The sequence below is a fragment of the Serratia sp. CY33525 genome (assembly GCF_052169115.1).
Lineage (GTDB): Bacteria > Pseudomonadota > Gammaproteobacteria > Enterobacterales > Enterobacteriaceae > Serratia > Serratia sarumanii.
Genome location: NZ_JBJNLK010000002.1, coordinates 341,221 through 362,073 on the forward strand (window position 1 = coordinate 341,221; position 20,853 = coordinate 362,073).

At 63.1% G+C, this 20,853-nt stretch carries 20 protein-coding genes; 13 read left to right on the plus strand and 7 right to left on the minus strand.

Features of this window, described 5'->3' with window-relative positions:
• Positions 1 to 66: 66 nt before the first annotated feature.
• Complete coding sequence (ompC, locus tag ACJ8IM_RS06660; protein WP_033646909.1) at positions 67 to 1,164, minus strand: porin OmpC; 1,098 nt, start codon at positions 1,162 to 1,164, stop codon at positions 67 to 69.
• 241 nt (positions 1,165 to 1,405) lie between these two features.
• Here ompC and ACJ8IM_RS06665 point away from each other — a divergent pair, with 241 nt between their 5' ends.
• The 4 genes from ACJ8IM_RS06665 (at position 1,406) to dinG (ending at position 5,166) form a co-directional block, all read left to right on the plus strand.
• Entirely contained in the window at positions 1,406 to 2,062 is a 657-nt protein-coding gene (locus ACJ8IM_RS06665) for a glutathione S-transferase family protein (RefSeq protein WP_033653415.1), read from the plus strand.
• Between the two features lie 124 nt (positions 2,063 to 2,186).
• On the plus strand, positions 2,187 to 2,519 hold the full coding sequence (locus ACJ8IM_RS06670; RefSeq protein ID WP_033653414.1) for a carboxymuconolactone decarboxylase family protein: 333 nt from the start codon (positions 2,187 to 2,189) through the stop codon (positions 2,517 to 2,519).
• On the plus strand, positions 2,509 to 2,901 hold the full coding sequence (locus ACJ8IM_RS06675) for a tautomerase family protein (protein ID WP_033646903.1): 393 nt from the start codon (positions 2,509 to 2,511) through the stop codon (positions 2,899 to 2,901). Before ACJ8IM_RS06670 ends, ACJ8IM_RS06675 begins: the two co-directional genes overlap by 11 nt.
• A 66-nt stretch (positions 2,902 to 2,967) precedes the next feature.
• Complete coding sequence (gene dinG / locus ACJ8IM_RS06680; protein ID WP_033637643.1) at positions 2,968 to 5,166, plus strand: ATP-dependent DNA helicase DinG; 2,199 nt, start codon at positions 2,968 to 2,970, stop codon at positions 5,164 to 5,166.
• On the opposite strand, the gene ACJ8IM_RS06685 is transcribed toward dinG, so the two are convergent.
• Positions 5,167 to 5,601, minus strand: coding sequence for an Lrp/AsnC family transcriptional regulator (locus tag ACJ8IM_RS06685; protein ID WP_033646897.1), 435 nt, complete (start codon positions 5,599 to 5,601; stop codon positions 5,167 to 5,169).
• Positions 5,602 to 5,737: 136 nt separating this feature from the next.
• Here ACJ8IM_RS06685 and ACJ8IM_RS06690 point away from each other — a divergent pair, with 136 nt between their 5' ends.
• Positions 5,738 to 6,646: a DMT family transporter gene (locus tag ACJ8IM_RS06690; protein ID WP_033653413.1), complete on the plus strand. Its 909-nt coding sequence runs from the start codon at positions 5,738 to 5,740 to the stop codon at positions 6,644 to 6,646.
• A 3-nt stretch (positions 6,647 to 6,649) separates the two neighbouring features.
• On the opposite strand, the gene prpR is transcribed toward ACJ8IM_RS06690, so the two are convergent.
• Positions 6,650 to 8,239 carry a propionate catabolism operon regulatory protein PrpR gene (gene prpR / locus ACJ8IM_RS06695; RefSeq protein ID WP_033653412.1) on the minus strand — a complete coding sequence of 530 codons (1,590 nt, stop codon included), beginning with the start codon at positions 8,237 to 8,239 and terminating at the stop codon, positions 6,650 to 6,652.
• Between the two features lie 244 nt (positions 8,240 to 8,483).
• Between prpR and prpB the strand changes: the two genes are divergently transcribed.
• The 4 genes from prpB (at position 8,484) to ACJ8IM_RS06715 (ending at position 12,782) form a co-directional block, all read left to right on the plus strand.
• Complete coding sequence (prpB, locus tag ACJ8IM_RS06700) at positions 8,484 to 9,374, plus strand: methylisocitrate lyase (protein WP_033646893.1); 891 nt, start codon at positions 8,484 to 8,486, stop codon at positions 9,372 to 9,374.
• A 33-nt stretch (positions 9,375 to 9,407) separates the two neighbouring features.
• Complete coding sequence (prpC, locus tag ACJ8IM_RS06705) at positions 9,408 to 10,571, plus strand: bifunctional 2-methylcitrate synthase/citrate synthase (RefSeq protein ID WP_033646891.1); 1,164 nt, start codon at positions 9,408 to 9,410, stop codon at positions 10,569 to 10,571.
• A 50-nt stretch (positions 10,572 to 10,621) separates the two neighbouring features.
• Positions 10,622 to 12,073 carry a bifunctional 2-methylcitrate dehydratase/aconitate hydratase gene (locus tag ACJ8IM_RS06710; protein ID WP_033653538.1) on the plus strand — a complete coding sequence of 484 codons (1,452 nt, stop codon included), beginning with the start codon at positions 10,622 to 10,624 and terminating at the stop codon, positions 12,071 to 12,073.
• 79 nt (positions 12,074 to 12,152) lie between these two features.
• Positions 12,153 to 12,782, plus strand: a complete 630-nt coding sequence (locus ACJ8IM_RS06715; RefSeq protein WP_033653411.1) for a LysE family translocator — start codon at positions 12,153 to 12,155, stop codon at positions 12,780 to 12,782.
• Here the strand turns inward: ACJ8IM_RS06715 and ACJ8IM_RS06720 are convergent.
• Entirely contained in the window at positions 12,779 to 13,618 is an 840-nt protein-coding gene (locus ACJ8IM_RS06720) for a helix-turn-helix transcriptional regulator (RefSeq protein ID WP_033637650.1), read from the minus strand. The genes ACJ8IM_RS06715 and ACJ8IM_RS06720 overlap by 4 nt on opposite strands.
• Before the next feature lie 99 nt (positions 13,619 to 13,717).
• Between ACJ8IM_RS06720 and ACJ8IM_RS06725 the strand changes: the two genes are divergently transcribed.
• Genes ACJ8IM_RS06725 through ACJ8IM_RS06740 form a run of 4 tightly spaced genes read left to right on the plus strand, consistent with a single transcriptional unit; the run spans position 13,718 to position 18,735 of the window.
• Entirely contained in the window at positions 13,718 to 15,142 is a 1,425-nt protein-coding gene (locus ACJ8IM_RS06725; RefSeq protein ID WP_033653410.1) for an MFS transporter, read from the plus strand.
• A 56-nt stretch (positions 15,143 to 15,198) separates the two neighbouring features.
• A complete protein-coding gene (locus ACJ8IM_RS06730) occupies positions 15,199 to 15,828 on the plus strand; it encodes an FMN-binding negative transcriptional regulator (RefSeq protein WP_033653409.1) in 630 nt (209 codons plus the stop codon).
• Between the two features lie 38 nt (positions 15,829 to 15,866).
• Positions 15,867 to 16,832: a DNA-binding protein YbiB gene (gene ybiB, locus ACJ8IM_RS06735; RefSeq protein WP_033653408.1), complete on the plus strand. Its 966-nt coding sequence runs from the start codon at positions 15,867 to 15,869 to the stop codon at positions 16,830 to 16,832.
• A 46-nt stretch (positions 16,833 to 16,878) separates the two neighbouring features.
• The gene (locus tag ACJ8IM_RS06740) at positions 16,879 to 18,735 is read left to right on the plus strand and encodes a M3 family metallopeptidase (RefSeq protein WP_033653407.1); all 1,857 of its coding nucleotides are present in this window, start codon (positions 16,879 to 16,881) and stop codon (positions 18,733 to 18,735) included.
• Between the two features lie 66 nt (positions 18,736 to 18,801).
• Here ACJ8IM_RS06740 and ACJ8IM_RS06745 read toward each other — a convergent pair whose 3' ends face one another.
• The 3 genes from ACJ8IM_RS06745 to ACJ8IM_RS06755 form a co-directional block, all read right to left on the minus strand.
• Complete coding sequence (locus tag ACJ8IM_RS06745) at positions 18,802 to 19,437, minus strand: carbonic anhydrase (protein WP_004939270.1); 636 nt, start codon at positions 19,435 to 19,437, stop codon at positions 18,802 to 18,804.
• Between the two features lie 286 nt (positions 19,438 to 19,723).
• Positions 19,724 to 19,984 (minus strand): multiple stress resistance protein BhsA, encoded by a 261-nt coding sequence (bhsA, locus tag ACJ8IM_RS06750; RefSeq protein WP_033653406.1) that lies wholly within the window; start codon positions 19,982 to 19,984, stop codon positions 19,724 to 19,726.
• A 167-nt stretch (positions 19,985 to 20,151) separates the two neighbouring features.
• Positions 20,152 to 20,781 (minus strand): flavin reductase family protein, encoded by a 630-nt coding sequence (locus ACJ8IM_RS06755; RefSeq protein WP_033646882.1) that lies wholly within the window; start codon positions 20,779 to 20,781, stop codon positions 20,152 to 20,154.
• Positions 20,782 to 20,853 lie beyond the last annotated feature (72 nt).

Genomic DNA, 20,853 nt, shown 5'->3' on the forward strand with positions numbered 1-20,853 from the left:
GGCGAAATAAAACTCTGGGTATCAAGTGACGCTAAAGTTTGCAGTGGTGGTTATTCATTCATCACATCAGAACTGGTAGGTCAGGGCGACAACAACCACGTCGTCGTTTTTCAGACCCAGCTTGTTGTCGTCATCGAGCTGGTTGATTTTATATTCGACATAAGTGGACATGTTTTTGTTGAAGTAATAGGTTGCCGCTACGTCGAAATATTTCACCAGATCGACGTCGCCGATGCCTTCAATATCTTTGCCTTTCTGCTGAACGTAACCCAGCGATGGGCGCAGACCGAAGTCGAACTGATATTGTGCGACCAATTCAATCCCTTCCGCTTTATTGGCGAAGCCGCTAACGGAAGTGGCGTTGTTATTGATGGTAGCGGTGCCGGAAATAGGCGCGATATTGCGGCTCTGCGAATAAGTCGCGGCCAGGTAGACGTTGTTGTTGTCGTATTTCAGACCACCGGCCCAGATATCGGCCTTGTCGCCTTTACCGAAGGTGCCCGCTTTTTGCGTGGTGGTGCGGTTGGAAGAGGCATAGGCGGCGCCCACGCTCAGGCCGTCGATGATTTCGTAGCTGGAGGAGAGGCCCCAGCCGTCGCCGTTCGCCTTGCTGGCGGAGCGGCCGTCGTTTTCGTTCTTGCCCTGGTACTGCACGGCAAATTTCAGGCCGTCGACCAGTCCGAAGAAGTTGTTATTGCGGTAGGTGGCGACGCCGTTGGTACGGCCGTTCATAAAGTTGTCGGTCTTGATGTAAGCATCGTCGCCGAATTCAGGGATCATATCCGTCCAGGCGCCGACGTCGTAAATGATGCCGTAGTTGCGGCCGTAGTCGAAGGAACCGAGATCCTTATATTTCAGACCGGCGAAGCCCAGACGCGTTTTGGTGTCTTTAGTGCCGTCGGATTCCGTGTGGTTGGCGGCGATCTGATATTCCCACTGGCCGTAGCCGGTCAGCATATCGTTAATCTGAGTCGCGCCTTTAAAGCCGATACGCACGTAGGTTTTATCACCGTCGTTGCCGGCATCATCGGAGAAATAATGCAGGGCCTTTACACGACCGTAAAAATCGAGTTTGTTGCCGTCTTTATTGTAGATTTCTGCTGCCTGTGCCGCTTGCGCAAGTAAAAGTGCCGGAATAATAACGGCCAGAAGATTACGTTTCATGGGTTACCCTGCTTTATTCGATTGAAAGACGCTTATCATCAGTTGCATTGCTGTTTTACTGTGCCGCCTGATTGTTGGCGGCGGAGAATTTTTACCGTAGTAATGTGATCTATTTATGACAAAAAATTCATTTTCATGTCGAACGATTAAAAAAGTCGCGTAAAGAGTGAATTTTTTCTTCGGCCGACGGTCGGCGGCTGGTCTACAGTTATCGATACCTTGTTCCGCTGCGGGAGGAATCATGCACGATACTTATACTTTGTTCGGCACGCAGGGCTGCGGCTCGACGATCGTGGCCGCCGCGTTGGTGTTGACCGCTTTCCCCTGGGGCTATGAGGAGGTGGACTACACGCAGGACGGCCCGGAGCGCGATCGCCTGCTGGCGCTGAACCCGTTGGGCCAGGTGCCCACCTTAGTGTTGCCCAATGACGAAGTGATGACGGAGAGTGCGGCGATCATTCTGTTGCTGCACGATCGCGCGCCGCACGCCGAACTGGCGCCGCCCGGCGGCTCGCCGCTGTTGCCGCGTTTTCTGCGCTGGCTGCTGTTCATCAACGCGGAGATTTACCCCACCTTCACCTATGCCGACCATCCGCAGCGCTGGCAGCCGCAGGCGGCGGGGGCGGAACAGCTGAAAAACGCGGTAATGGCTTATCGCGAGCGCTTATTGCGGCAGCTGAACGCCGCCGCCGGCGCTGCGGGCCCGTGGTTTCTCGGCAAGAGCTTCAGCGCGTTGGATCTGTACGTGGCGGTGATGTGCAACTGGCGGCCGGGCCGCGCGTGGTTCCGGCAACACTGCCCGCGGCTGTACGCCATCGCAGAGCGGGTGGAACAGCGGCCGGAGCTGAATGCGTTGCTGAGCGCCCATTTCGACGGTGTTGCCCCGCTGGAATCGTGATGCCTCCCCGCCGCCCGGTGGGGAACCCTCCCGTTTTTCTGAACCGAGACTGCTGAAAATCCCGATTTTCACTCGCTGCGGCGGCGGGTAGCGTAAGGCTATCCGCAACTGACAGGAGAGTGTGATGCCATCAGAATCCCAGGCCGGGCAACAGGCGTTCGGCGATATTGCCCCCAAGCTGGCGCAGCTCAGCGACAGCGTTTTGTTTGACGATATTTGGCAGCGGCCGGCGCTGAGCCCGCGCGAGCGCAGCCTGATTACCGTCGCCGCGCTGGTGGCCCTCAACCGCGTAGAACAGCTGCCGTTTCACCTGCAGCTGGCGCAGCGCAACGGCGTGACGCGCCAGCAGCTGGCCGAGCTCATCACCCATCTGGCGTTCTACGCCGGCTGGCCCGCGGCGGCGTCGGCCGTGGCGCGCCTGCGCGAACTGGAACAGGAGGACAACCATGCCGTTTAGCCGCATCGCCCTGCATCAGGGCAAGTCCGCCGACTATCTGCAAACCTTGTCCGACAGCCTGCATCAGGCGCTGGTGGAGGCCTTCGAGGTGCCGCCGACGGATAAATTTCAGGTGATCGATCAATACCGCCCCGGTGAGCTTATCTACGATCGCGACTATCTCGGCGGGCCGCGCAGCGCGGATTTCGTGCTGTTTTACATCACCGCCGGGCGGCCGCGCGACACCGACACCAAGCGGCGCTTCTACGGGCGGCTGGCGGCGCTGCTGGCGGAAAACCTGCGGCTGCGCCCCGAGGATGTGATGGTGGTGATCACCACCACCCAGTTGGACGAGTGGTCGTTCAGCGCCGGGCGCGCCTCGATGATCGATCCGCAGGCGTAACTCGGGCTGACGCCGCGGGCGGTCTGTGGGACAATGGCGCCATCATTTCGTTTAGATAAGAGTTGAATGGCGCTCTCCTCCGCAGTTAAAGATCAGATTGGCCAGTGGTACAAAGCCCTGCAGCAGCAAATACCGGATTTCATTTCCCGTGCGCCCCAGCGCCAGATGATCGCCGAGGTGGCGAAGACGCTGGCCGGCGACTACCCGCGCCATCTGGCGATCGAGGCGCCGACCGGCGTCGGTAAAACGCTGTCATACCTGATCCCGGGCATCGCCGTCGGGCGGGCGGAGAGTAAACCGCTGGTGGTCAGCACCGCCAACGTGGCGCTGCAGGACCAGATCTACAGCAAGGATTTGCCGCTGCTGAAAAAGATTATCCCCGATCTGAAATTTACCGGCGCCTTTGGCCGCGGGCGTTACGTGTGCCCGCGCAATCTGGCGGCGATGAGCACCGACGTCAGCCAACAGGGCGATCTGACGCTGTTCCTCGACGACGAGCTGGCGCCGTCCAGCGGCGAAGAGCAGGCGCTGTGCCAGAAGCTGACCAAGGCGCTGGCCCGCTTCGAGTGGGACGGGCTGCGCGATCACTATCAGCAGAGCATCGACGATCCGCTGTGGGCCAAGCTGAGCACCGACAAGGCCAACTGCCTGGGGCGCAACTGCCACTATATTCGCGAATGCCCGTTCTATATCGCCCGCAAAGAGATCGAGAGCGCCGACGTGGTGGTGGCCAACCACGCGCTGGTGATGGCGGCGCTGGAGACGGAATCGGTGTTGCCGAACCCGAAAGAGCTGCTGCTGGTGCTGGACGAAGGCCACCATTTGCCGGAGGTGGCGCGCGACGCGCTGGAGATCGACGGGGAAATCACCGCGCTGTCGACCAACCTGCAGCTGGACATGATCGTGCGCCAGGTCGAGCAGTGCATGACGCAGTACCGGCCGAAGAATCCGCCGGGGCTGGCCAACAGCGAGCGGCTGAAAAACCATTGCGAGGAGCTGCGCGAGCTGGTGCAGATCTTCGAGCATCAGGTCAGCGCCTATCTGCCCGGTGACAGCGTGGCGGCCGAGCACCGTTTTGAAATGGGCGAGCTGCCGGCGGAGATGGTGGAGAGCTGCGCGCGGTTGTTTAAACTGACCGACGCGCTGCGCGGGCTGGCGGAGTTCGTGCTTAACGATCTCACCGAGCAGACCGGCAAGCATGACATCGTGCGCCTGCACCGGTCGATCATTCAGATGAGCCGCACGCTGGGTTATCTGGAGGCGATGAGCAAGCTGTGGCGGCTGGCGGCGCTCGACAAATCGTCCAACGCGCCGATCTCCAAATGGGTCACACGCGAGCTGCGCGATAACGTCACTCATCTTTACCTGCACTGCGTCGGCATCCGCGTCAGCGACCAGCTGGAGAAGCTGCTGTGGCGCAAGGTGCCGCATGTGGTGGTCACCTCGGCCACGCTGCGTTCGCTGAACAGCTTCGCGCGTTTGCAGGAGATGAGCGGGCTGAGCGAGAAGGCCGGCGATCGTTTCGAAACGCTCTCTTCGCCGTTCAATCATGTCGAACAGGGCAAGATTGTCATTCCGCAGATGCGCTACGAACCGGCTCTCGCCAACGAGGCGGAGCACCTTGAGGAGATGGCGCGATGTTTCCGCGCTGAGCAGGCGAGCGGCAAACACAAAGGCATGCTGATCCTGTTCAGCAGCCACCGGGCGATGCAGACTTTCCTCAGCTACGTGACCGATCTGCGGCTGATGCTGCTGGTGCAGGGCGACCAGCCGCGCTACCGGCTGGTGGAAGAGCACCGCAAGCGGGTGGAGAAGGGCGTCGCCAGCGTGCTGGTGGGGCTGCAATCGTTCGCCGAAGGGCTGGATCTGAAAGGCGAGCTGCTGACCCAGGTACACATTCACAAAATTGCGTTCCCGCCGATCGACAGCCCGGTGATCATTACCGAAGGCGAGTGGCTGAAATCGCTGAAGCGCTATCCGTTCGAAGTGCAGAGCCTGCCGAGCGCCTCGTTCAACCTGATCCAGCAGGTCGGCCGCCTGATCCGCAGCAACCAATGCTACGGCGAGATCGTGATCTACGATCGCCGGCTGTTGACCAAAAACTACGGTTCGCGGCTGTTGGCGTCGCTGCCGGTGTTCCCGATCGAACAGCGCGCGGTGCCGGAGGCCGACAAGGCGCATCTGGCGGCGCTGAAATCCGCCGCCGACGCGGCCAAAAAAGAGAAGAAGCGCGGCAATCCGTTCGCCCGCAAGCGGCGGCGTTAATCAGAGCAGCGGCGGCAGGCGGCGCTTGACCGGCGTGGTTTTCACGATCGAGGTGTTGCTCTGCGCATGCTCGGCCAGCCGATCGAGGGTGTGGTCGAGCTGCGCCATCGAGTGCGCCACCAGCCGCACGATAAAGCAGTCTTCGCCGGTCACCTTGTCGCATTCGACCACTTCCGGTATCGCCTGAATCAGCTGCTCGACCTTCTTCAGCATGCCCGGCAGCGGCTTGATGCGCACCAGCGACTCGAAGGCGTAGCCCACCGCCTGCAGATTGACGTTCAGGGTATAGCCCTGGATCACGCCGCTTTCCTCCAGCCGCCGCAGCCTTTCCGACGTGCTCGGCGACGACAGCCCCACCTGCGCGCTCAGCGTCTTCAACGACGCGCGCGCGTCCTGCGCCAAAAGAGTCAGGATCTGGCGATCGATATCATCCATAACGCCTCCGTTAGGTATTTTCTTTATTATAACTACGAGAAAAAGGCAGTTAAGCATATCTGCCTTTTTTATGCTATGGAAAGCCGCTCGGCGAAGCCGCAAGCTATGCCTCTGGGCAAGTTTGGAGGAACGCAGAATGAATGCAGAGATAAAACGCGGCTCGCTGGAGATGACGGCGGCGATGCTGATTTCCGGCTCCATCGGCTGGTTTGTGCTGATGTCCGGCCAGCCGGTGGTCAACGTGGTGTTTTGGCGCTGCGCGGTGGGGGCGCTGGTGCTGCTGGCGGTGTGCGGCGCGCTGGGGCAGCTGCGGCGCGATGTGCTGACGCGCGCCACGCTGCTGCTGGCGATCGCCGGTGGGGTGGCGCTGGTGATCAACTGGCTGCTGCTGTTTGCCGCCTATTCCTATGCCTCTATCTCCATCGCCACGGCGGTGTACAACACCCAGCCGTTTATGCTGGTGGGGCTGGGGGCGCTGTTTCTGGGGGAACGGCTGACCGCCCGCAAGCTGCTGTGGCTGGGGCTGGCGTTCGGCGGCATGATGCTGGTGGTGCTGGCGCAGCCGCGGCAGGCGGGGGAACAGAGTCATTATTTGGCGGGCATCGCGCTGGCGCTCGGCGCGGCGTTTTTTTACGCCCTGATGGCGCTGGCGGCCAAGCGGCTGAAGGGCACGCCGCCGCATCTTATTGCGCTGATCCAGGTGGCGGTAGGGGCGGTGATGCTGTTGCCGCTGGTGGATTTCCACGTTTCGGCCAGCGCTGGGCAGTGGGGCATGCTGGCGACGCTCGGCGTGCTGCACACCGGCCTGATGTACGTGCTGATGTACGGCGCGCTGCAGAAGCTGCCGACCAACCTGATCGGCTCGCAGTCGTTCATCTACCCGATCGCCGCCATGCTGGTGGATCGCCTGGCGTTTGGCCACCGGCTGTCGGCTTGGCAGCTGTTGGGCGCGGCGATCATCCTGCTGGCGGCGGCGGGCATGAACCTGCTGGGCGAGCGGCGAGTGCGACTTCTGCCGGCCTCGGACGGCCGGCGCGCCGGCTGATGCTCAGTTCGTTTTTTTCAGCCGGCGCCATAAGGTGGTGCGGCTGATCCCGAGCAATCGGGCGGCGGCGGCGTGGTCGCCTCCGCATCGCGCCAGCGCTTCGTGGGCGGAGACGGGCGCTGGCGGCGTCTCGGACGGCGTGGCCGCCGCCAGCTCCGGCAGCAGCCAGCGCAGCGTCTCGCCGCTCGGCGCGGCGCCGGTGCTTAGCATCAGCGCCACCCGCTCCATCATGTTGCGAAGTTCGCGCAGGTTGCCGGGCCAGGCGTAATGACTCAGCGCGGCGTAACAGCCGGCCAGGGCGGCGCGCAGCGGCTCCGTCAGCGGCACGTCGAGCGCCGCCAGCGACCGCTTCAGAAAGTGTTCCGCCAGCATCGCGATATCGTCGCCGCGCGCCCGCAATGGCGGCAGCTGCAGCCGCAGGGCGCTCAGGCGGTAGAACAGATCGGCGCGAAAGCCGCCCCGTTGAATCGCCTGCTCCAGGTGGTTGTGGGTGGCGCTGATGACGCGAAAGTTGACCGCCACCGGCTGCTGCCCGCCGACCCGGGTGACGGCCTTCTCTTCCAGCGCGCGCAACAGCCGGGTTTGCAGGTGCAGCGGCATTTCGCCGATCTCATCCAGAAACAGAGTGCCGCCGTTGGCGGTTTCCAGCAGTCCGCGTCGGCCGCCGCGCCGTGAGCCGGTAAAGGCGCCTTCCTCATAGCCGAACAGCTCCGCCTCCAGCAGCGATTCGGCGATGGCGCCGCAGTTGATGGCGACGAACGGCGGCGTCGCGCCCCTGGCCGGCGCGCCGCGCCGGGAAAAGTATTCCCGGTGGATCGCCTGCGCCGCCAGCTCCTTGCCGGTGCCGGTTTCTCCTTCAATTAATACCGCCGCCGGCGAGCGGGCGTACAGCATGATGGTGCGCCGCGTCTGCTCCATCTGCGGGGACTTGCCCTGCAAATCGCCCAGCCCGTAGCGCGGCTGCAGGGTATTGCGCGCGGCGTAATCGCCGCCGCGTTTGCCGCCGCCCTGCATCAGGCGCGTCACGTCCAGCGCATCGCTGAAGGCGGCGCGCAGGGTGGCGGCGGAATAGAGAAAAATGGCGGTGAGCCCGGCCTCTTCCGCCAACTCGCTGATGAGGCCCGCTCCAACCACGGCCTGAATGCCGGCGGCTTTCAGCTCGGCGATCTGGCCGCGCGCGTCCTCTTCGGTGACGTAGCTGCACTGCTCCAGCGGCAGATCGAAGGTCTGCTGGAACTCCAGCAGCGCGGGCAGAGGGGTTTTATAGGTGATGACGCCGATCCGATCGGCGGTTCTGCGCGCCTTGCTCAGCGCCTGCAGCAGGTCGAAGCCGCCGGGCTTGACCAGGATGACCGGCACCGACAGGCGGCTTTTCAGGTAGGCGCCGTTGGAGCCGGCGGCGATGATGGCGTCGCAAGGCTCGGTAGCCAGGCGGGCGCGGATGTGCTGCACCGCCTCCTCAAAGCCGAGGCGGATCGGGATGATGGTTGCCAGATGGTCGAACTCGAGGCTGATGTCCCGGAACAGATCGAACAGGCGGGTGATGGAGACGGTCCAGATCACCGGTTTGTCCGGCGTGACGTGATCGCTCATGGTGGGTTACCGAATGGAAGTGGCTGCATTAGGTGTAGCCCGGTTTCAGTTATGTTTCAAATTTTCTGCGTGAAACAGCGATTGAAACGTTAGCTGAAACGTTTTTTACCTCTTTGACTGGCCAATGGCGCTGCAGATGTTGTAACTCGCTTATTTTTATCGCGTTTAATTTTTTCCTCACCGAAGCACAACCTGGCCCGCCCCTTGCTCTGTCTGTTTCATCTGGCTAATCGGAGAAAACGTCATGACGCTGCGCTCACCCGGGCTCGCCTTTCGTCAGGCCCTGAGTAAAGAAAAACCCCTGCAAATCGCCGGCGCGATCAACGCCAACCATGCGCTGCTGGCCCAGCGGGCCGGGTTCCAGGCCATCTACCTTTCCGGCGGCGGCGTGGCGGCCGGTTCGCTGGGGCTGCCGGATCTGGGCATTTCGACCCTGGACGATGTGCTGACCGATATTCGGCGCATCACCGACGTTTGCCCGCTGCCGCTGCTGGTGGATGTGGACAGCGGTTTCGGCGCTTCGGCGTTCAACGTCGCCCGCACGGTGCGATCGGTGAGCAAGGCCGGGGCGGCGGCGCTGCATATCGAAGATCAGGTCGGCGCCAAGCGCTGCGGCCATCGCCCCAATAAGGCCATCGTTTCCACCGGAGAGATGGTGGATCGCATCAAGGCGGCGGTGGATGCGCGCAGCGATCCAGACTTCGTGATCATGGCGCGCACCGATGCGCTGGCGGTGGAGGGGCTGGAGGCGGCCATCGAGCGCGCTCAGGCTTACGTGGCGGCCGGAGCCGACATGCTGTTTCCGGAAGCGATCACCGAGCTGGGCATGTACCGCCGCTTCGCCGAAGCGACGCAGGTGCCGATCCTGGCCAATATCACCGAATTCGGCGCGACGCCGCTGTTTACCACCGACGAACTGCGCAGCGCCCAGGTGGATATGGCGCTGTATCCGCTGTCGGCCTTCCGGGCGATGAACCGCGCGGCGGAGCGGGTGTACCGCGCTTTGCGCGAGGAGGGCACGCAGAAAAGCGTCATCGACACCATGCAGACCCGCAACGAGCTGTACGAAAGCATCAACTACTATTTGTTCGAAGAGAAACTCGACGCCCTGTTCGCTCGCCAACGCGACGAATAGGCGCCATTCACGCACAAGCCAAACGAGGACGGTATGAGCCAAGCGATCCCCCCGCAAAGCCCGACTGGCGTTAAGCCGAAAAAATCCGTGGCGTTATCCGGCGTGCCCGCCGGGAATACCGCGCTGTGCTCCGTAGGGCGCAGCGGCAACGATCTGCACTATCGCGGTTACGACATTCTCGATCTCGCGCGCCACTGCGAGTTTGAAGAGGTCGCCCACCTGCTGATCCACGGCAAGTTGCCCAACCGCGATGAGCTACAGGCCTACAAACACCGTCTCAAAGCCCTGCGCGGCCTGCCCGCCAGCGTGCGCACGGTGCTCGAGGCGTTGCCTGCGGCGTCTCACCCGATGGACGTGATGCGTACCGGCGTCTCGGCCCTTGGCTGCACGCTGCCTGAAAAAGAGCAGCACGGCGCGGCCGGCGCGCGCGACATCGCCGACCGGCTGCTGGCGTCGCTGGGATCGATGCTGCTGTATTGGTATCACTACAGCCACAACGGCGAGCGCATTCAGCCGGAGACCGACGACGACTCCATCGGCGGCCACTTCCTGCACCTGCTGCACGGCGAAGCGCCTTCCGCCAGTTGGGAGCAGGCGATGCACGCGTCATTGATCCTGTACGCCGAGCATGAGTTCAACGCCTCGACCTTCGCCGGCCGGGTGATCGCCGGCACCGGATCCGACGTCTATTCGGCGATCGTCGGCGCCATTGGCGCGCTGCGTGGGCCGAAGCACGGCGGCGCCAACGAGGTGTCGCTGGAGATCCAGCAACGCTATGAAACGCCGGACGAAGCGGAGGCCGACATTCGCCGCCGCATCGACAACAAAGAGGTGGTGATCGGCTTCGGGCACCCGGTGTACACCGTCTCCGATCCGCGCCATCAGGTGATCAAAGAGATCGCGCTGCGCCTGTCGCGGGAGGCGGGGGCGATGAAGCTGTATGACATCGCCGATCGGCTGGAAAGCGTGATGCGCGACACCAAAAAGATGTTCCCCAACCTCGACTGGTTCTCGGCGGTGTCTTATCACCAGCTGGGGGTGCCCACCGAAATGTTCACGCCGCTGTTTGTCATGGCGCGGGTGAGCGGCTGGTCGGCGCACATCATCGAGCAACGGCAGGACAACAAAATCATTCGCCCGTCCGCCAACTATACCGGGCCGGAAGCGCGGGCGTTCGTACCGCTGGATCAGCGCTGAGCGCCGATCGCTATCGTGTCGTTTTCACTATGGAGCCTTTGGGAATCATGATGCTTGAGTCTGCCAACACCCGCCGTCCGCCGTTCGATCGCGAAATGGTCGATATCGTCGATTATGTGATGAAAGAGGCCGTCGATACCCCGGCGGCGTACCGCACCGCCCACTATTGCCTGCTCGATACCCTCGGCTGCGGGCTGGAGGCGCTGAGCTATCCGGCCTGCAAGAAACTGCTGGGGCCGGTGGTGCCGGGCGCCGAGGTGCTGAACGGCAGCCGGGTGCCGGGCACCCGCTTCCAGCTGGATCCGGTGCAGGCGGCGTTCAATATCGGCGCCATGATTCGCTGGCTCGACTTCAACGATACCTGGCTGGCGGCGGAGTGGGGGCACCCGTCGGACAACCTGGGCGGGATCCTGGCGGTGGCCGACTGGCTCTCGCGCCAGGCGGTGGCGGCGGGCAAAGCGCCGCTGACCATGCGGCAGGTGCTGATCGCCATGATCAAGGCGCATGAGATCCAGGGCTGCCTGGCGCTGGAAAATGCCTTTAACCGGGTGGGGTTGGATCACGTGCTGCTGGTGAAGGTGGCGTCCACCGCGGTGGTGGCGCAGATGCTCGGCCTGAGCCGGGCGGAGATCCTGAATGCGGTGTCGCTGGCGTGGGTGGACGGGCAGTCGCTGCGTACCTATCGCCATGCGCCGAACGCCGGCACCCGCAAATCCTGGGCTGCGGGGGATGCGACCGCGCGCGCGGTGCGGCTGGCGCTGATGGCCGCCACCGGCGAGATGGGCTATCCCTCGGCGCTGACGGCGCCGACCTGGGGGTTCTACGACGTCTCTTTCAACGGCAAACCTTTCCGCTTCCAGCGGCCGTACGGCGCGTATGTGATGGAGAACGTGCTGTTTAAAATTTCGTTCCCGGCGGAGTTCCATGCCCAGACCGCCGTGGAGGCGGCCATGACGCTGCATCGTCAGATGCAGGCCGCCGGCAAAACCGCCGCCGACATCGCCAGGGTGAGCATTCGCACTCATGAGGCCTGTTTGCGTATTATCGACAAGCAGGGGCCGCTGGATAACCCGGCGGATCGCGATCACTGCATTCAGTATATGGTGGCGATCCCGCTGCTGTTCGGCCGGCTGACGGCTGCGGACTACGAGGATCGGGTAGCCGAGGATCCGCGCATCGATGCATTGCGCGGCAAGATCCGCTGCTATGAAGATCCCGCCTTCACCCGCGATTATCACGATCCGGAAAAACGATCGATCGCCAATGCGCTGACGGTGGAGTTTACCGACGGCAGCCGTCTGGATGAGGTGGCGGTGGAGTATCCTATCGGCCATGCGCGGCGGCGCGAAGAGGGCATCCCGCTGCTGGTCGAGAAGTTCAAAACCAACCTGGCGCGCCAGTTCCCGGCTCTGCAGCAGCAGCGCATTCTCGAGGTGTCGCTGGACCGGCAGCGGCTGGCGCAGATGCCGGTCAACGAGTATCTCGATCTGTGGGTGATCTGACGCGAGCGGCGCTGACAAGCCACGTCGGCGCCGCTATGATGGACGCTCCATTCCCGTCCGTCTTATTATCAGGTGATTCATGATTGATGCCGCAACGCTGTTGTTGTTTTCCGGTGCCTGCGTGGCGCTGGCGCTGACCCCCGGCCCGGATATGCTGCTGATCGCTTCGCGCAGCGTCAGCCAGGGGCGGCGCGCCGGTTTCGCTTCGCTGGCGGGCATTCAGCTCGGCACGTATTGTCACGCGCTGGCGGCGGCGCTGGGGTTGTCGCAACTGTTTGTCGCGGTGCCGCTGGCTTACGACGCGGTGAGAATGCTGGGCGCCGCCTATCTGCTCTATCTGGCGTGGAAAACGCTGCGATCCGGCAGCAGTTTGCAGGCTTCCGCCGGGTTGCAGGCGGTGCCGACGGCGCGCATCTTCCGCCAGGGGCTGTTCACCAATATCCTCAACCCGAAAATGGCGCTGTTCGTGCTGGCGCTGTTTCCGCAGTTTATCGATCCGCGTTCAGGCTCGGTGGTGGTGCAGATGCTGGCGCTGGCGACGGTGCTGAATCTGGTGGGCTTGCTGATTAACGGCGGGGTGATCCTGGCGGTCAGCGGCATGAAAAGCCGCTTTGTCGGCCGCCGCTTCAGCGCCCGCTGGCCGAACTACCTGCTGAGCGGGGTGTTCGCCGGGCTGGCCTGCAAGCTCATTTTCGACAGCCGCCGCTAACCCTCGCGCAGCAGCGCTTCAAACGCCGCGCTGGCCGGTTCGTCCGGCAGCGCGCTGTACATCACCAGCCGCAGGTGATTCTCTTCGTCGACGATGAAAGAGGCGTGGTCAAAGGTGACCGGGCCGATTTCCGGGATGGCGAAGCTGCGCCGTCCCTGGCAGCGCCCGTGAATGTCGTGCTGCCGCCAGAGCTGGCGGAACTGCGGCGACACCCGCTCCAGCGCCTGTACCCGTTGGCGCATCACCTCATCCTCCGGCGCGCGAGCGTAGTCGCGGCGGAAGCTGGCCAGGATTTGCGGCGCCTGCGCCCGCCACTCCAGCAGGCGCGCATTGAGCTGCGGATCGGCAAACAGCATCCACAACATGTTGCGCTCTTCCGGCGGGCGTTCGGCGATGGCGAACAGCCGCTGCGCCGCCGGGTTCCAGGCGATGATGTCCCAACTCAGGTTCATGACGTAGGCCGGCCGCAGCGCCAAATCGTCCAGCAGCCGCCGCACCAGCGGCGAGACCTGGCACCACTGATGGCCGACCGGCACCGGCGGGCGCTGATGCGCCAATAAAAACAGGTGGTAGCGGCCGGCGGCGTCGAGCTGCAGCACCCGCGCCAGGTTTTCCAAAAACGCCACCGACGCATTGATTTCCCTGCCTTGTTCCAGCCAGGTGTACCAGGTAAGGCCGACGCCGGCCAGCGCCGCGACCTCCTCGCGCCGCAATCCCGGCGTGCGGCGGCGGCTGCCGCTCGGCAAACCGACCGCCTGTGGCGACAGCTGTTCTCGCTTTTGACGTAGAAAATCCGCCAGTTCGTGGCGAGTGCGCTCGAGGGTGCGTGGGGGCATGGCGGCCGTCCTGTTGCTGTCAGTAATAGTATAAGTGGCTATATAGTAACAGTTTAAAACATGTTTCATACTGCGGCCATCATAATCTCTGGAGGTGGTATGGAACATTCATTATCTCGTGAACGGCGAGGGTTGGCCGGCCTGCCGGTGCTGCTGTTGGGCGGTTTTGTCACGGTGTTCGATCTGTTTGTGGTCAACGTGGCGGCGCCGGTGATCCAGCGAGAATTCGCCGCCGATTTTGCCGGCGTCGGGTTGATCGTCGCCGGTTATGAACTGGCGTTCGGGGTGCTGTTGATCGCCGGCGGGCGTCTGGGCGATCGCTTCGGACGTCGGCGTCTGTTCAGCCTCGGCATGCTGGGATTCACGCTGACTTCATTGCTGTGCGGGTTGGCGGGATCGCTCAGCCTGCTGATCGCCGCGCGTATTCTGCAGGGGGCGGCGGCGGCGCTGCTGTTTCCGCAAATTTACGCCTTGATGCGGGTGCTGTACGAGCCGCAACAGCGGCGGCGCGCCTTCGCCTGGCTGGGCATGACGCTGGGGCTGGCGGCGATCTTCGGCCAGATCCTCGGTGGTTTTATCATCGAGGCCAACCTGTTCGGCAGCGGCTGGCGCATGATCTTTCTGATTAATCTGCCGATCGGCGCGCTGGCGCTGTGGGCGGCGCGGCGCATTCCCGAATCGCGGGTGGCGCAGGCGCAGCGGCTGGACGGCGTTGGCCTGGGGCTGGCGGCGACCGGCCTGTCGCTGTTGCTGCTGCCGCTGCTGGAAGGGCCGGCGCGCGGCTGGCCGTGGTGGATCGCGCCGATGTTGGCGCTGGCAATGCTGACGCTGTGGGGCTTCCTGCGTTGGGAGCGCCGTCTGGCGCAGCGCGGCGACGATGCGGTGCTCGATCCGGCGCTGTTCCGCCAGGCGGGCTTCGCGCCGGGTATGGCGGTGGTGCTGGCGATTTATGCCACCGCTTCCTCGTTTTTCTTGTGTTTCGCGCTGCTGCTGCAGGCGGGGGCGGGGCTGACGCCTTTTCAGGCGGGCAGCCTGTTCGCCCCGGCCAGCGCGGCCTTTATGCTGGCGTCGATGTTGGCGCCCCGGCTGGCGCTGCGTTGGGGCAACCGTGCGTTGAGCGCGGGCGTGGCGATTTACGCCGCCGGGCTGGCGCTGCTGATGGCGCAGGCGCTGTGGGGCGCGGCGCTGGCGCATCCGCTGCGGCTGCTGCCGGGGTTGGTGGTGCTGGGATTCGGCCAGGCGCTGAGCATGACGCCGCTGCTGAATCTGGTGCTCGGTTTGGCGCACGAGCGGCAGGCGGGCATGGCGGCGGGGCTGGTTGCCACCGTGCAGCAGGTGGGGGGCGCGCTGGGCATCGTGGTCAGCGGCGTCGGTTTCGTGCCGCTGCTGGCGCACGGCGGCGCGGCGGAGCGCTATGCCGAGGCCTTTGCCGGCGCCATGGTATTTAATCTGTTGGCGATGGGCGTCGCCCTGATCTTGTTAAACCGGATCACGCGAAATAGTCAGAAAGCGGATCTTAAGTAGGCCGCCGGCGGGTGCTTTACTGTCGTCATGATGAGAGAGCGTAAGGAGCCACACTGATGTTTCAACCCGCCGCATTTCGCGAAGACGATCTGGATGCCCAACTGGCGCTGGTGCGCGCCCACCCGCTGGGGCTGCTGGTCAGCCACGGTGAGCAGGGATTGACGGCCGATCCGCTGCCGTTTCTGGCCGATGTCGAACAGGGGCAGATCCGGCTGCGGGCGCACCTGGCGCGCGCCAACGAGCACTGGCGGCGGCTGCAGCACGCGGCGGAATGCCTGGTGATTTTTCAGGGGTTGGAGGGCTATGTATCGCCCGGCTGGTATCCGAGCAAGCGCCAGACCGGCAAAGTGGTGCCGACCTGGAATTACAGCGTGGTGCAGCTGTATGGCGTACCGACGGTGACGGACGACCCGGCCTGGCTGCGGCGCCAGCTGATCGATCTGACCGCGCAGCAGGAAGGAGGGCGCCCGGCGCCCTGGCGGCTCGACGACGCGCCGGCCAACTACATCGCCGCGCAGCTTAAAGGCATCGTCGGTATCGAGATCGCCGTCACCCGGCGCGAAGGCAAATGGAAGATGAGCCAAAACCGCAGCGCCGACGATGCCGATGGGGTGATCGCCGGGCTGCGCGACGGCGATGAAACGCAGCGGCGGCTGGCGGAGGAGGTTGAGCGGCGGCGCGGATAGGGTATGCTAACCGAAGAGTGAGCAAGGGGAACCTTCGGATGGATTACACCAAAATTATCAAAGAAATAGGCCGCGGCAAAAACCATGCGCGCGACCTGGATCGGCAGACCGCCTTTGAGCTGTATCAGGCGATGCTGGCCGGGGAGGTCCCCGAGCTGGAGCTGGGCGGCATTCTGATCGCGCTGCGCATCAAGGGCGAAGCCGAAGAGGAGATGCTGGGCTTCTACCAGGCGATGCAGCAGCAGGTGTTGCCGCTGCAGGCGCCGCAGGGGCGGCCGCTGCCGGTGGTGCTGCCGAGCTACAACGGCGCGCGCAAGCAGGCCAACCTGACGCCGCTGCTGGCGCTGCTGCTCGCGAAAGTGGGCCTGCCGGTGGTGGTGCACGGCGTGCTGGACGACAGCACCCGCGTGACCAGCGCCGAGATTTTCCGCGCCCTGGGGCTGCCGTGGTCGGAACAGGCCGTTCACGCCCAGCAGCGTCTCGATAACGGCGAGGCGGTGTTCATGCCGGTTTCCACGCTGTCGGCGCCGCTGGCGCGGCAGCTCGGGCTGCGTTGGCGCATGGGGGTGCGCAACAGCGCGCATACGCTGGCCAAGCTGGCGACGCCGTTCGGCGAACAGGATGCGCTGCGCCTCGCCAGCGTCTCACACCCGGAGTATGTCGGCCGGGTGGCGTCGTTTTTCCGCCAGATCGGCGCCCGCGGGCTGTTGATGCACGGCACTGAAGGCGAAGCCTACGCCAACCCGCTGCGCTGCCCGCAGATTCACTATATTGCCATTGCCGGCGGCGAACAGCGCGTGTTGCTGGAGCGCACCTTGCAGGATGAAACGCCGACGTTGCCGGCGGCGAAAGACGCGGAAACCACCGCGCGCTGGATCGAGCGCTGCCTGGCGGGCGAGGTGGCGATCCCGCAGGCCATCCAGCGGCAGGTCGCCTGTTGCCTGGTGGCCGCCGGCGAGAGCGAAACGCTGGTACAGGGGCTGCAGCGCCTGCGTCAGGCCTGAGCGCGACTATACTGGGATATTTCCTCATCGGCAGAGAAGGACGGTTATGCAACAGGCTCTCGATTACTTCAATCAATTGAACCAGGATTACCTCGACGTTCACCGCGCCAAAGAAGAGCTGTTCTGGCAAAACTACATGGGCACCGGCGGTGAAGAGGTGTCGGCGCGCTTTGCCGCCGCGGAAAGCGCCTATAAGCGCTTTATCGCCGAACCGCGCCGGCTGGCGGAGATCCGCAATCTGCTGGCCGGATTGGAAACGCTGCCGCAGACGGCGCAGCGCGAGGCGCTGATCCACGGCCTGCAAGGTTGGCTGCGTTTCTTCGACTGCAACGCCATTGAAGATCCGCAGGCGCAGGCGCTGTTGGATCGGATCATCCACGCCGAGTCCGATCTCTACGCGCGCCGCAAGGGCTATCAGGTTACGCATCTGAACGCCGAAGGCCAGCGGGTGGCGGCCTCGCTCGGCGAGCTGTTGACCAACCAGGCGACCAACCCGAACGAAGACTACCGCCGCAGCTCGCAGCAGGCGCTGCGCGATCTGGAGCAATGGCTGCTGCATAACGGCCTGCCGGAACTGATTAGCTTGCGCAACCGCTTTGCGCGCCAGATGGGCTATCGCAACTATTTCGACTACAAGGTGAACAAAACCGAGCGCATGACGCCGGAGCAGCTGTTCGCCATTCTGGATCGCTTCGAGCGGGAAACCCGCGAGGCCAACGCGCGCAGCCTGCAGCAACTGGCGGCCGACAAGGGCAGCCAGGCGCTGGAGCCGTGGAACGTGCGCTTTGCCAGCGCCGGCGACGTCACCCGCCAACTGGATCCTTACTTCCCGTTTTCTCGTTCGCTGGAGCGCTGGGTCGACAGCTTCAAACGCCTGCACATCGGCTTTGGCGGCGCCGAGATGAACCTCGATCTGCTGGTGCGCAAAGGCAAGTATGAGAACGGCTTTATGCACGGCCCGGTGCCGCCGTTTGTGCGCCAGGGGGAATGGGTGCCGGCGCGCATCAACTTCACCAGCCTGGCGCAGCCGGGGCAGGTGGGCAGCGGCGCTTACGGGCTCAACACGCTGTTCCACGAGGGCGGCCACGCGGCGCATTTCGCCAACATTCGCCAGAATGCGCCGTGCTTCTCGCAGGAATTCCCGCCGACCTCGATGGCCTATGCCGAAACCCAGTCGATGTTCTGCGACAGCCTGCTGGACGACGCCGACTGGTTGAAACGCTATGCGAAAAACGCCGCCGGCGAAGCGGTGCCCGATGCGCTAATCGAAGCCGGTATCGCGGCGCGCCAGCCGATGCGCGCGTTCAACGAACGCCATATCCTGCTGGTACCGTACTTCGAGTGGGCGCTGTATCAGTGGGATGACGAGCAGCGCACGCCGGAAGCCATCACCGCGCTGGCGCGCGAGGTCGAGCAGAAGATCCTCGGCATCAGCGGCAGCCCGCGCCCGACGCTGGCGATCCCGCACCTGCTGTCGCTGGAGTCCGCCTGCTCTTATCAGGGTTATCTGCTGGCGATGATGGCGGTGGAACAAACCCGCCAGTTCTTCCTGCAGCGCGACGGTTACCTGACGGACAACCCGGCCATCGGCCCGGATCTGGCGCAACACTACTGGTTGCCGGGCAACAGCGTCAGCCATGATGACACGCTGCGCAGCCTGACCGGCGAAGGGTTCAACCCGGACTATCTGGCGCAGGCCTGTAACCAGACGGTGGCGCAGGCGTGGCGCGAGGCGCAGCAGACGATGGCCGCCGCCGCCGCGCGCCCGCAGCCGCCGGCGGATTTCGATTTGGAGGCGCATATTCGGGTGGTGGACGGCGAGACGGTATTGGCGGACAACGCCGACGGCGACGAACGGATGTGTCGCGATTTCGCCGCGGCGATAGAGGCGCGTTTGGTTTAAGGCTGACAATAAAAAAATCCACGCGGCAGCGTGGATTTTATTTAATGATAAAATCTGGGCGTTATTTTATTCGAAATAGACGTCGGGATTATCGGCCAGGGAAACGAAGCTCTTGGTGTTTCTATCCAGCGTACGAATTTCGCCGCTTTCGATGTCGTACACCCAGCCGTGCAGGCGCAGCCCGCTGTTGCGCAGACCCACCGCCACAGAAGGGTGGGTTTTGATATTATTTAGCTGGGCGATAACGTTCTCTTCCACCATAGCGTTAACTTTGTCTGTTTCGCTATTCCAGGTTTTCTTCTCGACCACCGCTTTGGCCGCATCCGCGTAGTGCAGCCAGTGGGCTACCGCAGGCATGGGATCGAGGCACTGACAGGACGCGATAGCCTTCATGGCGCCACAGTTCGAGTGGCCACAAATCACGATATCAGTGACGCCCAGCGCCACTACCGCGTATTCGATAGTCGCAGAAACCCCACCCGGCTCCGGGCCAAAGGAAGGGACGATGTTACCGGCGTTGCGAATAACGAACAGTTGCCCAGGCTCTTGCTGTGTCACCAGCTCCGGCACCAGGCGGCTGTCAGAACAGGAAATAAACAGCGCTTTGGGATTTTGGCTGGAGGCCAGGCTGCGAAAGAGTTCCTTACGCTGCGGGAAAATCTCTTTCTGGAAACTGAGGAAACCTTCAATGATATGTTGCATACAACGCTCTCTGCATCTGTAGTCTGCGTAATATGATAATCATCCTCTTCCGTTAGTCCAGCAATGGCACGGTAAAAAAATGTGTGTACATATCCCCTGTAAACCCCATTAAATACGGGGTTTAAACCCGTTTCCGGCAGCATTGTCCGATTCGCTTACGCGTGGGTTGCTGATAAAGCGGGTGGCAAAAAACCGGCTGTCGTGCCCATGCAGCGCTGACGCAAGCGAAGATAAAAAAGCCCGCCGGGGTGATATCCGGCGGGCTTTTTGGCGTCTGGGGCGGTGATTATTTGTAGATAACCGCGGTGGCGTGCATCAGGTTGTTACCGCTGGTGGAAGTGATGGTGAAGGCCTTGGCGCCTGCGGCATCGGCTTTGGCGGCCAGTTGAGACTTCAGGCTGCTCAGGTCGGTCGCGCCGCTGGCGACGATCACGCCGGCTTTTTCGAATTGGGCGGCATCCTGGGCGCTGACGTGTTCAGCGGCGAAAGTGGTGAAAGAAACGGTGGCCAGGGCGATAGCGGCAGCAAAATTTTTGATGGTTTTCATGTTCGTCATTCCTGTCAAAGTGAATTAGGGAGAAAGGGGTTTGCCTTTCGATGAGAAGATTATTGCGCAGTGACAGGCGGGATGAAATCGGAGAGTGTTGATGGTTTTGTTCAGATTTTTTGATTATTTATTCCCCCGTTCATCTTCTGCCTAAACGGGGGAGACGATCAGCGCGTCGGGCGCGCCAGATCGAAACGGTGCTGTTCGGAAATGCCATAGTAGGCGGTCGGGCCGCCGGCGCGCAGGATAGGTTCGGCAGCGGCGGTCTGGTAGACGCCGTGTTCGTCCAGCAGCGCCGGATCGAGGTGCACCGCCACCACCTCGCCCAATACCAGCCAGGTTTCCACCTGTTCGCCGGCGGCGGTTTGCAGCTGAATGCACTGGGTCAGCCGGCATTCGAAGTTAACCGGGCTTTCGGCCACGCGCTCGGCTTTGACCCGGCGCCCGGGCAGCGGCGTGACGCCGGCGAAGGCGAATTCATCCTCGCCGCGCGGCAGGGGGATGGAACTGTTGTTCATCGCTTCCGCCAGCGGGCGTGTCGCCAGGTTCCAGACGAATTCGCCGGTTTCCACGATATTCGCCACGCTGTCTTTCCAGCCGGTGCTGGCGAAACCGACGATCGGCGGACGGTAGTTGAAGCAGTTGAAAAAGCTGTAGGGCGCCAGATTGCGCAAGCCGGCGGCGCTGCGGGAAGAGATCCAGCCGATGGGGCGTGGGCCGACGATGGCGTTCAGCGGATCGTGCGGCAGGCCGTGGCCGGCGGCGGGTTCATAATAATAACGAGATTCACGGCTCATGGGGGATCCTGTGGCAATCGATGAGGTTTTCATTGTGCCGGGTTTCCCGCCGCTGCGCCATTGCGGGCGGGA